Genomic DNA, 12391 nt, shown 5'->3' with positions numbered 1-12391 from the left:
TCCTTTTTTGTTAGCTTAAATTGGCTTTTCCAACCCTATTTACAACCTAAATCATAATTAAACCCCTCAGAGGGCTACGTCACTAAATACCTTTATTCCCTTACTGACAGGTCAGAATAAATAATTCCAGAATCTCTAATTTCTCCCAAGGTTTCTACGTAGATGTTCAATACCATTACCTATGATAAGCCCTTGAATTCTGATTGGATACTGGTGCAAAAAACTCCGGTAGCCCTCTACTCAAAGCCTGATGAGGCCATAAATGAAAAACTACTCCATCAACCCAGAAGTCGAAAACTCCTAACAGGCTGTTGAAAAACTCGTTACTCGAGAGCGCCAAAAAGTGTGGTCATTAAAGCCTAAAAACTGTTATATATAAGGACAACAATACCTTGTCCGGAGGCGGCGACCAGGCCCGGTGACGTTGTCCACCAGCAAACGATATTCAGCGATCTTTGCCCTGAAGCTCGAGTGCCCCAGGACCATCGGCTGCGGCCGATTCGGAACATGGTGAATCAAGCCCTGGCCGAACCGCTGTCGGACGAGCATTTCACCGGGACAGCACCGTGATGGCGGCCTGGGCTTCCCTGAAGAGTTTCCGCTGAAAGGATACTCCGCCTCCCCCTGCCGGCGGCGGTCGCAACCCGGAAGTGGATTTTCATGGGGAACGGCGATTGAACCAGACCCATGCCGCCACCACCGACCCGGGGGCACGGCTGTTCCGCCAGGCAAAGGCAAAGATGCCAAGCTCTGCTTCCTGGGGCAGGTGTTGATGGAGAACCGCCACGGCCTGATCATCACTCCCCGCCTTACGGTGGCTACGGGCACTGCCGACCGGGAGGCGGCCGCGGTTTGTCCTTGAACCAAAACAGACGCCGGGAATGCGGTAATTCTCCCGGCAATCGGAAACCGAGGGGAAACGCGGCCAAGATTTATCCGGGAATTTGATCGTCATCAGGGTACCGAAATTGTCCTCTGATGGGAGATACAACTTAAAGGCTTTGCCTTTCCCCACCTCTCCCTCCAGCCTCTCGGTTTGCTAAAATTGCTGATTATTGCTCATCGAAACGTTCGTCAAAGATTTTCATGGCGCAGAACCGACCGCACATGGTGCACTGGTCTTCGCGGGCCTGGCTGATTTCCCGGTAGCGCCGGGCTTTTTCAGGATCGATGGCCAGATCGATCTGAGTCTGCCAATCCAAAGCCCGCCGGGCTTGGGACATCTTGAGATCCCAATCGGCGGCACCGGGAATGCCGTTGGCGATGTCCGCGGCATGGGCGGCGATGCGAGAAGCGATCACCCCGTCAACCACGTCCTCCACCTCAGGCAGTTTCAAATGTTCAGCGGGAGTGACATAACAGAGAAATGAAGCCCCCAGGCTAGCAGCCAGAGCTCCGCCGATAGCTCCGGCGATGTGATCGTATCCCGCGGCAATATCGGTGACCAGTGGCCCCAGGACATAAAAGGGGGCGCCTTGGCAATATTTCTGCTGCAGTCGCATATTCTTTTTGATCACTGACATGGGCAAATGGCCCGGTCCTTCCACAATTACCTGCACGCCCTGAGCCCAGGCCCGGCGGGTCAACCCGCCCTGAATCTTTAGCTCATGCAATTGGGCCCGATCGGTGGCATCAGCCAGACAGCCGGGCCGCAGACCATCCCCCAGACTCAAGGTAACGTCGTACTGCCGGGCGATCTTTAGCAGCTCATCATAATACTCGTAGAGTGGATTTTCCTGCCGGTGCCGCCGCATCCAGGCCACCAGAAAGGCCCCGCCCCGCGATACCACCCCGGTGACCCGGGACTTCAGAAGCGGCAAGGCCCGGCGGGTAACCCCGCAATGGACGGTGACAAAATCAACTCCCTGTCGGGCATGGAGGCGCACCGCTTCGATGATCTGTTCGGCGGTAACCTCTTCCAGGCTCTTGGCCTCCGCCATCACCTGATAAATGGGCACGGTCCCAAAGGGAAGGGGACAATGGGCCAGCAAGGTGGTCCGGATTTTGTTGAGATTGCCGCCGGTAGACAGATCCATCACCGTATGCGCCCCACACCGGATGGCGGCCGCCAGTTTTTTTAGCTCCTTTTTCAGACTGGCATCGGGGGGGGAGGTGCCGATGTTGGCGTTGACCTTGACCCGCACCCCGGTGCCGATAGCAATAGGATCAAGATTATGATGCTCTTGGTTGGCCGGTACTGCCAGGGAACCCTGTGCCAGACCGGCGCGAATGAATTCGGGGTCGCAACCCTCTTTCCGGGCGGCGGCCTCCATGACGGGGGTAATCTGGCCAGCTAAGGCTGCTTGACGTTGAGTCATTACTTACTCCTGAGGTTAAACCAGGCAATGGAATTGAAAAATAATAAATTTTTTATAATTTTATCAAAAGCTGGCCAAGAAAAAAAGTTAAGGGGGGGGTCTGAGTAGTAGGAGGGACCGATTCTTTAAGTCTATATTTTTGCCCGCCGTCCGAGCTGAAGCCGGGCCTGGAGCCCTCGGTCGCCCTACGGTTCCCAAAAAAGAAAACTTTGCATTTCCGTGTGATTCTGTTATTCATAACAATAAAGGTTGGTTTTCCAAATAAAGCTTACATCAAGAGGCTCACCTTGTTTATCTTTACCAAGATTGCCGAAAATCGCATCCGGGAGGCCATGGCCGAAGGCGCTTTTGATAATTTACCCGGGAAAGGTCAGCCCCTCAAACTAGAAGATGAAAGTCACATCCCGCCGGAGTTGCGCCTGGCCTACAAGATTCTCAAAATGGCTGACTGTCTGCCTCCTGAGGTGGAACTGAAAAAAGATATTCTACGCATGCAAGATCTGGTAGCCAATCTTCCCGACGAAGCCGAGAAACTGAAGCAGATGCGGCGGTTGAACTTCTATGTGATGAAGCTCAACATGATGCGGAAGGTTTCGCCGCGGTTGCAGGAACATGAGGAATATACCGCCAAGATTCTTGATCGCCTGGGCTCAGGCCGGGACAAAGCTTAAGGGCTCTCAACCTGTGACCGGGTCTGAGGGCATTTTTGACTTTGATCCGCCGCCTCGACATCCATGAAAGTCGATTCCCTGCTTTGGAACAGGCTGTTGCCCTCCTTGGGAGTGCTGTTGCTGCGAGGAATTTATCAATCTTGCCGTCAGACCACCCAGGGTGAGGAACAAGAAGCCCAACTACTGGCCCAAGGCACGCCGATTTTATATACTGTCTGGCATTGTCAGCTCAGTTATCTCCTCTATTATTTCCGCCATCGGCAGGGGGTTGTGATGGCCAGCCCCTCCCGGGATGGCAAGCTGATCGCTCGGGTGGCCCAGGGGTTAGGTTTTATCGTCTGCCAGGGGTCCCGACACAAGGGCGGGCTTTCGGCTTTAAACATTATGGCGGATTATATTCGGCGAGGTCATATTGCGGGCCTGGTCGCCGATGGCTCCCGAGGTCCGGCCCGGGTGGCGCAAAAGGGCCCATTGGTGCTGGCCCGGGAAACCCAGGTGCCGATCCTGCCCTTGGCGGTGGCCAGCCGCAGGAAGATCATTTTCAACAGTTGGGATCGTTTTGAATTAACCCTGCCCTTCAGTGAGGTAACCCTGTTATTCGGAGCCCCTCTGTATATCCCCCCTTATGACCGGGGGCGTCGGTTGGAATACTGGCGTCAGGAACTGGAAGCCCGCCTTAATTATCTCTTCCTGAAAAGTCATCAGCAATATCAGCCAATTTAAAAAACTAACAGCGAAAAAAATATCTCCAATCCCATATTTATAGTTTGCCTTTTGCCCTGGAACTGGATATAAATTTACTCAGGTTAAGGAGATTCTAAGAGGAATGCGATGCGTTTGGAAGACTTGGACAGCAATACCGTGCGCAGTTTGGGCACACCAGAGAATATAGAGCGGGCGCAAGAATTGGTTGAAAAAAACCAGGTGCGTTATCGTTATCGCTTGCCCGATCGACTGCAGGCAGGAATTTTGGATAACAATGTCTTTCGGGTGGAAGTCCTGATCGAAGACAATCAGCTGAAATATAACTATCCCTATCCCTGGGAAGGAGAGTCCTGGTCCCCCTATGCGTTGGCGGTGCTCTGGGCCTGGGTTAGTGATCCGGATAGCTTTTTACAGCGTAACACCCTCAAGGAAAGATTAAAGCAATACTCCAAAAATGAATTGGTTCGGATAATCCTGGAACTGGCCGATAGAGTCCTGGAAGTTAGAGAGATTTTGAAACAAGAAAACCCGGAATTGGAAGATATTCTGGAAAGCATCGATCAGATTATGGCAGAAATCAGTGAATCTGAAACCCCAGCTTTGGCAAAAGTTGAGGATAAGCTGCGTCGGGTCCAGATCCATGCCGATCGTCTATCCCAAAGCGGCCGCCTGTCCGAAGCCCGGGCCATCTATTTTTACATTTTGGACAATATTCTCGGTCTGGAAGAAGATCGAGGCCAGGTTGATTTATTATCGGCGGAGCTGAAACAAGAACTCTATGAGGAGTATTGTCAGCTTATCCACGAAGATCGCCACCTCGACCGCCAGTTAGTGCAGCAAGAGATCGAACAACTGGAAAGCCGTCCACTCGCGGCCCAAAGCTCTTTGGATTTCACTGAGATCAAAAAAGCCATCTCAGAGCGGCATTAAACAAGGGGCAGGATATCATACGCCATAAATATGCATAAGTACCCCGCGGTTCTGTTCAGCATAAACACAAAGGGAAATTGCATATAAAAATAAGGTCAGCAACATTATCGCCTTAGGTCCAGCAGCAATCTCGGCCTTGAACTTCTCCCCTGAGAATTTTAATCTATTTCAGGTAGGCCAGCTCCGCAGGGAGAGGGATACCTTTACCCATGGTGTCCTCTCCGTAATTAATGCTGGCCAGAATTTGAATATCGGCCAGAGCGCGGGCGTCGCCGATGAAGGTAACCTGAGGCCGGTTTTCCCGGTATACCTTGCCCCCGGCCCACTGTAGCTCTAGAATTGAGCTGGCATCAAACCGATCTTCCCCCACTACCATTTCTACCTGACCGCCATAATGTTGGACGATTTTAGCTACCAACATGCAGGGGCGGCTATGAAAGCCCAGTTTGACTGGAACCCCCACGGTAATTTCGGCGCGCTGGATATAATGGTTGAGCAGATCTTGAGATAAGGGCTTTCCTTTGGCTAAATATTCATTGCAATAAAAAATCGCATAATTTACAATGGCATCCAGCAGGCTCTCGGGATCAACCAATTCTCTAATCAGGCTCTGGACTTGGCAGTAAAAATTTCTGTGACCGACATCATAGATATGTCGTTCATAAAAATGGGAGAGACGACCGCCCAGTTCCAACAAGTGCAGAGAAATGGAGATATGATCCCGCAAGCATTTAAGGCGATGGCTTCCCGGTCCCCGGGTATGACGACCAACATAGGTATCATAGGACGATTGCAAGTTATGGATAGCCATTTCATATTTGCGCAGCACCTCTTCGTTGGCTTTAAGGGGAATGATCGAACTTAATTCATCTGGGGAGAACTGTTTGTAAAATCCCAGTGCTTCGAATTCCTTGCAGATATTTAAGTAAGCAGTGGTAATCCGGACAATATTCTTTTTTTCTTCCAGCAGATCCTGATCAGCAATATCAGACTCCAGCAGCTGGTCAGAAGAAAGATTGGAGAACCGCTCGCGCTTGAGAGCAAAAGGAGGGATATTTAAGCCCAGATGCTGCGCTTCTTCCAACAGCCGTTGACAGAGTTGGTTAAGGCTGGTGAATAAAAATTTATGAACCTTATCACTGGCAGCTAGGAAATAATCATCCTGCCCGATCTCATAAAACTCCATACGGCTGGTAATATGTTTCATGGTGAACGAAGCTGACGAAAAATTTAGCACTGATGCCACCAGCTCGCGGTAGGTATACCAGCTCAAGTTATTTTTGGCCCCGTGGTAGTCCAGCAAATCTTCTACCAATTTTGAGGCATAGATCAGCCGGGCGTAAAGCCGTTCCGTGTCACGTTCCTGATCAAGGGAATCGTGGACAAAAAACTGGCACAGCTCTAAAAGTTCATCGGAGAAGTTGTTGACCAGCTTGAGAAAGACTTTAAAGGGTATGATCTCAAACTTTGAGCTCATCCAACCTGACCTCTTAATCGATGTTAAAACAAAACCAAAGGCGAAAACCTGATATTAGTTTAACAAACCATGGCGGTGGTTTAAAGCACTAAACCCGGACGGGCTGGGAATTGGCCCGAAGATGGCTGCCGGCCCCCCGGCCCTCCCCTCAAATTAACCTTTTAAATGCTCGGATTAATATCATGATCTCCCTGGGGGAGCAATTTTCTTTTGGCCCGGAGCTGGATCGTCTTAAAAAGCTAAGCCAGTTTCAGTAAATAAACATGAGATTTGGAGGAATGGCATTGAAGATTCGCAAAACCGTGGGATTCCGGCGGGTGGTAGTAACCGGACTCGGCCTCGTCTCTCCTTTAGGCAATGAAGTGCCTACCACCTGGAAGCGATTACTGGCCGGCGAATCCGGGGTCACGCAGGTTACCCGGTTCGGGGAAGATCTGGAGGAATTTTCCCAGCGCTTCAAGGCTCCCAAGGATTTCCCCCTGATCGCCGGGGAAGTAAAGAACTTTGACCTGAAAGAGTTGATGACGGCTCGCAAACAGAACCTGGATAAAGAAGACTTGAAGCTGCTCAAATACACCGACCGGTTTGCCCAATACGCCCTGGCCGCCAGCCTGGAGGCGATTAATGACAGCGGCCTCGATCTGGAAGCTGAAGACCCCAACCGGGTCGGGATCATTATCGCCAGCGGCATGGGCGGGGTCAGCAGCTGGGAAGAACAGCATGAGAAATTGCTGTACGAGGGCGTAAAGAAAATATCGCCGTTTCTGGTGCCCAGACTGTTGCCTAACCTGGCTGCCGGCAATGTCTCGATCAGTTTCCGGGCCAAGGGTCCCAACGCGGCCCTTTCCACTGCCTGTGCCGCCGGTGCCCATGCCATCGGCGCCGCCTTCCGGTCCATCCAGTTGGGGGAAGCCGAACTGATGGCCAGCGGTGGGGCCGAGGCCGCCATCACCCCGCTCACCATGACCGGCTTTTATCGCATGGGGGCTCTGGCCACCGGCTTTAATGACCGGCCGGCCCAGGCCAGTCGTCCTTTTGATCAGGAGCACCGGGGTTTTGTCATGGCCGATGGGGCTGGTATCCTGATCCTGGAGGAGCTCGAACATGCCCGGCAGCGGGGAGCAAAAATCTATGCCGAAATCATCGGCTTCGGGATGACCGGCGATGCCCGGCACATCACCGATCCTGACCTGGAAGGAGCCATCCGCTGCATGGAGGTGGCCCTGAAAGATGCCGGTATCAGCGCCCAGGAAGTGGCTTATATCAATCCCCACGCCACATCTACCCCGGTGGGAGACCGCAACGAGGCCCAGGCCATCAAGCTGTTGACCCGTAATTCCTCGCCGGGCCCGCTGGTCAGCGCCACCAAATCCATGACCGGCCACCTGTTGGGCGCAGCCGGAGCGGTGGAAGCGATCTTTACCATACTGAGCCTTAAACAAGGTCGGGTGCCGCCGACCATTAACCTGGAAGTGGTGGATCCCGAGTGTGACGGCCTCAATTTTGTCAAAAACCAAGCCCGCGCCGTATCCCTGCGCTATGCCCTGTCCAATTCCTTCGGCTTCGGTGGGACCAACGCCACTCTGGTGTTCCAGCGCTATGAAGCGTAAGAAAGCGGTGAGCGTTGTGGTTGGAGAAAAAATTTTCTCTGGTCTTGGGCTTACCCCGAGATGAGATTTAGGCGAGGGTCTAGCTGGTTGGCATTGCCCAAACCAGCCAGCGGCTGATTTGGGCAATTTTTGGAAAGCCAAGCAGATTTAATTATTATCAAGACGCCTTTCCTTTACCTGAATATTACCGTTAGGCCAATCGAATAATTCCAGGTCAGGCCAACACATGCACTGGCACGGGTTTGCTGCAAATGGGAAAGCGCTCACCTGATCCGGATCAGATCCGGCTCCCTGGCCATTATCCGCCACTTGCCAGACGATCACTTTGCCCACTAGCTTGGGGTTTTTGGCTCTGATAATGGTCCCCCCAATCCAGGCCTCATTTCCTTCCACCCGTAGACATTGGACTTTGACATGAAACCTACCGCAATTGGGGTTTCCGTGGATGTTGAACTGGGCCTGACCCTTGACATTGCCGTCCTTATCTTTTTGGGCGGTGAAGGCCAGGGACGTTTTACCATAAATGGGTATATTGATACTATTAGTCCCACCGCCGGTGGCTTTTTCAACCCAGGGACCCGCCGACGCTACCGCAACTCCCAACGCCACCAGCGCCAACGCCATTAGTAAGATCAGAACATTTTTTTTCATCTCGACTCACCTTTCGCTTTTGCCATACTAACCGGTTAAGTTATATTTTCCCTTCTTGCTCTGGCTGATACTATCCTTTTTCCCAGGCACCCCGGGTTAAGACATGGTCTGCCGCAGTCCAAAACTGGGCAGATCCAGGCACGGGGGTATTACCTATTAATATTAAGTTAAAATAAACCTCTCTCTCTAATAATTAAGCAAGAAAAGTGCCAAACTAAATTCTTGCTATGTTAATGATATTATTAGCTATTAATTTAGACTTATAAGTGCATTTTAAGCAAATTAAACATATGTTAAGAAAATAAAACATTAAAAGCAAACAAAGTATTCGTTCGGTATTAAGCTTCATTCGGCCGATCAGCTTTTTGGTCAAGCTCTCTAAGCTTCTGCTCCCTTGGATTTATTGAACCGTGGTAAGGCTGGTAGCTGATTGAGGATTAGATTATTTGGGACCGGCCCGGGCCAAAGAAAGTTACCACACGGTGAAGGTGGCGCTCTTTTGGGCCATGCCGTAACCGGTGGTGACTTTGACCACCAGGGTATAGGTTCCCGGCTCGGCCTGAGGGGGAAGATTGATATCCACCTGATTTTCCCAGGTGCCGTTGGGGGTGCGGGTCTCGGTTACCTTGGTCTGACCCACGCTTTGCCCCTGGTAGCGCACCGCCCGGCTGATAGTTACCGGAATAGCCAGCTTCTCGGGGGTAAGGATGGTATACGAAGTGGTAAGAGTGATGGAGTCGCCGGGCTTCACCCACTTTGGCCTGATCTCGACCTCCTCCAGGCGCACCACACAGCCGCCGGTAGGACAATAATTATATTTAGCCACCGCGTCTTCCCGCGACAGTTTGATCTGTTCCTGATAGCGTCCCCATAACAGGTTGCTTAACCCCTTGACTCCACTCTGTTTGGGTTCACAAGCACTTATTAAGATGATTACCAGACCCAGACCGATCAGAGATCTCTGCAAGTTGCTTCGCATGGCCTTATCCTCCCCTCTTCAGGTTTTCAGGTTGTTTAAATATAACCCAAGTTAGCCGGTCTGCAACTTTTATAAAAACTGTCATTTAATAATCGTATAACCTTGCGTGGGAAGGAACCGGGCCATCTTGCCAAGCCACCAGTATAAGTGTATTATTTATTTATATAGTCTGGGCCAATGCTCCCTGGCGTGAGGACTTGAGGTTCAAATAAATTTGGAGCTAATTATTGATGGCTGGGTCTAAGTTTCGCTTATATTTAAATATTCGGCAGAAGGTGATTGTTGGCCTGACGACCGGCATGTTAGCCATCGGCTTCATCGCCCTGATCTCCTATCATTATTTACAAGTAATTGAATTAAAACAGCATTTTGTGGAAAAGGCAGACGACTTCAGTAATATTGCTCTGGAAATCCGCAGGTATGAAAAAAATTATCTCCTGTATGGTTCGCCGGATGATCTGAAGGAAAATCAACGCTATATCCAATTAGGTTTAGAAATTCTTGATAAAATCGGACCAGAGTTACGTGGTTTGTCAGGCGCGCCTCGGCTTCATATAATTCAGCAAGGACTCCTGGATTATAAACAACTAATGGATCAGATTTCTAACAACGAAATAGCCAGGGGCAATCCAAGCTATGAGCTATTAGAAGAAAAATTACGGGAAAAAGGCAAGGAACTCGTAAACATTTCTAAACAGTTGGTCACCTTCGAACGCCAAAAGATTCTGGAGATCATTAGGCAATTAAAAGGTCAGCTCTTGGTCTCCATCGGGGTATTCCTCGGCTTGGGGGTGTTTTTAGTGATTGTGGTCAGCCGCAAGATCATCCGCCCGCTGGCCACCATTGAAAAAACGACCGAGCGCATCGCCCAGGGAAATTATAAGCCACTGCCGGTGTTAAATACGCGGGATGAGACCCAGCGGGTCGTAGAGGCCTTCAACCGCATGGTGCAAGAACTGGAAAAGCGGCAGGATCAGTTGGTGCAGTCCAAAAAAATGTCTTCTCTGGGCGTGTTGACCTCTGGGGTGGCTCATCAGCTAAACAACCCTTTGAATAATATTTCTACCTCCTGCCAGATACTCTTAGAGGAATTAAACCAGGGTAATATTGAATTCTTTAGAAAAATGCTGACCAATGTTGAACAAGAAGTCAATCGGGCCCGGGATATAGTCAGAGGACTACTGGATTTCTCCCGGGTCCGGGAATTTGCCCTCAAACCTACGCCACTCCATGAAGTAGTAGAGCGTTCCATCAGACTGGTTTCCAGTCAGGTGCCGACCGGGATTGAGATTGTGGATGAGGTTCCTCCGGATCTGATCCTTATTTTAGATGCCCAACAGATGCAGGAGGTTTTTCTCAATTTAATTATGAACGCCATCCAGGCCATCGACCAACTGCCCGGGGAAATCAAGATAGCGGCTCAGCTCGATCCAGCCACCCAAGAGGGCGTGATCACCGTGGAGGACACGGGGAAAGGTATTCCCAAGGAGACCAGGGAACGGATATTTGATCCGTTTTTTACCACTAAAGAGGTTGGTTCGGGGACTGGTTTGGGGCTGTCTATTGTTTACGGCATCATCGAAAAACACCACGGCACCGTCGCCGTGGAAAGCAAAGTGGGGGAGGGCACCCGATTTATTATTCGGGTACCCTGTTTTACGGAGATAGCGGAAGGGAGAGAATCCAGCGATGCGGCCAGCGCGAATTATGATCGTTGATGATGAAAAAATCGCCAGAGAAAATCTGGATTATGTTCTGAGTAAGGAAGGGTATGACACTGTCGCGGTAGAAAGCGGCGTTCGGGCTCTCCAGGAACTGGAAAAATCCGAGTTTGACCTGGTCCTGACTGATCTGCGTATGCAGCAAGTGGACGGCATGGAGGTTTTGGAGCGTACCAAAGAACTCTATCCGGATACCGAAGTGGTGATGATTACCGGCTATGCCACGGTTGGCACTGCGGTGGAAGCCATGCAGAAAGGAGCTTATCACTATCTCCCCAAACCTCATAAGATTGATGAACTGCGCATCCTGGTACGCAAGGCCCTGGAAAAAAGATGGCTCCGGCAGGAAGTCAGCGAATTACGGCGGCAGGTAAAAACTCAGGAAGGGCTGCCGCAGTTGATTGGCAAAACCCCCAAAATCGAAGAGTTACGCAAGACCATCGAACAGATTGCCCCGACCGATTGCACCGTGCTCATTCTGGGAGAAACCGGCACTGGCAAAGAGCTGGTGGCCAAAGCCATTCATCAGTTGAGTCCCAGGGCCGAAAAACGCTTCCTGGCCTTGAACTGCGGTTCGTTTAGTGAAGAACTACTGGCCAATGAACTCTTTGGCCATGAGAAGGAAGCCTTCACCGGGGCCCGGGGAATTAAAAGAGGCTTATTGGAAGTAGCCTCGGGAGGCACGGTGCTCCTGGATGAGATCGGTGATATGCCTCTGGCCATGCAGGTTAAGCTGCTCCGCGTCCTCCAGGAAAAGAACCTGATGCGGGTCGGGGGGACTGCTGAGATTCCAGTGGATATCCGCATCCTGGCCGCTACCAATAAAGACTTGAAACGAGAGGTGGAACACAACCGCTTCCGGCAGGACCTTTATTACCGACTTAATGTTATTACCTTAGAACTACCGCCTCTGGGGGCCCGGAAAGATGACATCCCGCTGTTGAGCTATAATTTTTTAAAAAAGTTTTCTCAGACCCAAGGCAAAGATATTAGAGGAATTTCTGACGAAGTAATGGATATTCTGATGAACTATGAATTCCCCGGCAACATCCGGGAACTGGAGAATATCATCGAACGAGCGGTGACCCTTTGCAATGGCTCGACTATTGAAGTGCAGCATCTCTCGGCCGACTTGCAGCAACAGGGCTTTCAACTGCAGCGTCGCCAGAAGCGGGAATTTCAGACCCTGGAAGAAAATGAGAAAGATTATATTCTTTGGGTCTTGAATCAGATGGACGGCAATAAAACCCGGACCTCAGAGGTCTTAGGGATTGATCGGGTCTCCCTGTGGCGGAAACTGAAGCGGTACGGCATAGAGGCTTGAGGACC

General features: G+C 50.9%; 11 protein-coding genes. 6 read left to right on the top strand and 5 right to left on the bottom strand.

Annotated features, from left to right (window positions below; genetic code table 11):
* Positions 1-658: 658 nt before the first annotated feature.
* A complete protein-coding gene (locus tag JRG72_02950) occupies positions 659-1015 on the bottom strand; it encodes a hypothetical protein (protein MBW2134184.1) in 357 nt (118 codons plus the stop codon).
* A gap of 37 nt (positions 1016-1052) precedes the next feature.
* Positions 1053-2318 carry a phosphomethylpyrimidine synthase ThiC gene (gene thiC, locus JRG72_02945; GenBank protein ID MBW2134183.1) on the bottom strand — a complete coding sequence of 422 codons (1266 nt, stop codon included), beginning with the start codon at positions 2316-2318 and terminating at the stop codon, positions 1053-1055.
* Positions 2319-2605: 287 nt separating this feature from the next.
* On the opposite strand from thiC, the gene JRG72_02940 reads away from it, so the two are divergent.
* The 3 genes from JRG72_02940 (at position 2606) to JRG72_02930 (ending at position 4624) form a co-directional block, all read left to right on the top strand.
* Positions 2606-2989: a DUF1992 domain-containing protein gene (locus tag JRG72_02940; GenBank protein ID MBW2134182.1), complete on the top strand. Its 384-nt coding sequence runs from the start codon at positions 2606-2608 to the stop codon at positions 2987-2989.
* Between the two features lie 63 nt (positions 2990-3052).
* Positions 3053-3712 (top strand): lysophospholipid acyltransferase family protein, encoded by a 660-nt coding sequence (locus JRG72_02935; GenBank protein ID MBW2134181.1) that lies wholly within the window; start codon positions 3053-3055, stop codon positions 3710-3712.
* Positions 3713-3820: 108 nt separating this feature from the next.
* Positions 3821-4624 carry a hypothetical protein gene (locus JRG72_02930; GenBank protein ID MBW2134180.1) on the top strand — a complete coding sequence of 268 codons (804 nt, stop codon included), beginning with the start codon at positions 3821-3823 and terminating at the stop codon, positions 4622-4624.
* A gap of 163 nt (positions 4625-4787) precedes the next feature.
* Here JRG72_02930 and JRG72_02925 read toward each other — a convergent pair whose 3' ends face one another.
* Positions 4788-6101: an HPr family phosphocarrier protein gene (locus JRG72_02925; protein ID MBW2134179.1), complete on the bottom strand. Its 1314-nt coding sequence runs from the start codon at positions 6099-6101 to the stop codon at positions 4788-4790.
* A 278-nt stretch (positions 6102-6379) separates the two neighbouring features.
* Between JRG72_02925 and fabF the strand changes: the two genes are divergently transcribed.
* Positions 6380-7711, top strand: a complete 1332-nt coding sequence (gene fabF, locus JRG72_02920) for a beta-ketoacyl-ACP synthase II (protein MBW2134178.1) — start codon at positions 6380-6382, stop codon at positions 7709-7711.
* A 147-nt stretch (positions 7712-7858) separates the two neighbouring features.
* Here the strand turns inward: fabF and JRG72_02915 are convergent, their stop codons facing one another.
* Both JRG72_02915 and JRG72_02910 read right to left on the bottom strand, forming a co-directional pair.
* The gene (locus JRG72_02915; GenBank protein MBW2134177.1) at positions 7859-8362 is read right to left on the bottom strand and encodes a hypothetical protein; all 504 of its coding nucleotides are present in this window, start codon (positions 8360-8362) and stop codon (positions 7859-7861) included.
* Between the two features lie 472 nt (positions 8363-8834).
* Complete coding sequence (locus JRG72_02910) at positions 8835-9341, bottom strand: hypothetical protein (GenBank protein MBW2134176.1); 507 nt, start codon at positions 9339-9341, stop codon at positions 8835-8837.
* Positions 9342-9571: 230 nt separating this feature from the next.
* Here JRG72_02910 and JRG72_02905 point away from each other — a divergent pair, with 230 nt between their 5' ends.
* Together JRG72_02905 and JRG72_02900 are read left to right on the top strand one after the other, a co-directional pair.
* Entirely contained in the window at positions 9572-11059 is a 1488-nt protein-coding gene (locus tag JRG72_02905) for a HAMP domain-containing histidine kinase (GenBank protein MBW2134175.1), read from the top strand.
* Entirely contained in the window at positions 11031-12386 is a 1356-nt protein-coding gene (locus JRG72_02900) for a sigma-54-dependent Fis family transcriptional regulator (protein ID MBW2134174.1), read from the top strand. The genes JRG72_02905 and JRG72_02900 overlap by 29 nt, the downstream gene beginning before the upstream one ends.
* Positions 12387-12391 lie beyond the last annotated feature (5 nt).

This window comes from Deltaproteobacteria bacterium, assembly GCA_019309545.1.
Classification (GTDB): Bacteria; Desulfobacterota; Desulfobaccia; order Desulfobaccales; family Desulfobaccaceae; genus Desulfobacca_B.
Note: the sequence above shows the minus strand (reverse complement) of the source record. Positions and strands in the feature narration are given on the sequence as shown.

Coding starts and splice junctions, on each gene's coding strand:
- thiC (MBW2134183.1), bottom strand. CDS start 2,318: ATGACTCAACGTCAAGCAGCCTTAGCTGGCCAGATTACCCCCGTCATG.
- JRG72_02935 (MBW2134181.1), top strand. CDS start 3,053: ATGAAAGTCGATTCCCTGCTTTGGAACAGGCTGTTGCCCTCCTTGGGA.
- JRG72_02930 (MBW2134180.1), top strand. CDS start 3,821: ATGCGTTTGGAAGACTTGGACAGCAATACCGTGCGCAGTTTGGGCACA.
- JRG72_02925 (MBW2134179.1), bottom strand. CDS start 6,101: ATGAGCTCAAAGTTTGAGATCATACCCTTTAAAGTCTTTCTCAAGCTG.
- fabF (MBW2134178.1), top strand. CDS start 6,380: ATGGCATTGAAGATTCGCAAAACCGTGGGATTCCGGCGGGTGGTAGTA.
- JRG72_02915 (MBW2134177.1), bottom strand. CDS start 8,362: ATGAAAAAAAATGTTCTGATCTTACTAATGGCGTTGGCGCTGGTGGCG.
- JRG72_02910 (MBW2134176.1), bottom strand. CDS start 9,341: ATGCGAAGCAACTTGCAGAGATCTCTGATCGGTCTGGGTCTGGTAATC.
- JRG72_02905 (MBW2134175.1), top strand. CDS start 9,572: ATGGCTGGGTCTAAGTTTCGCTTATATTTAAATATTCGGCAGAAGGTG.
- JRG72_02900 (MBW2134174.1), top strand. CDS start 11,031: ATGCGGCCAGCGCGAATTATGATCGTTGATGATGAAAAAATCGCCAGA.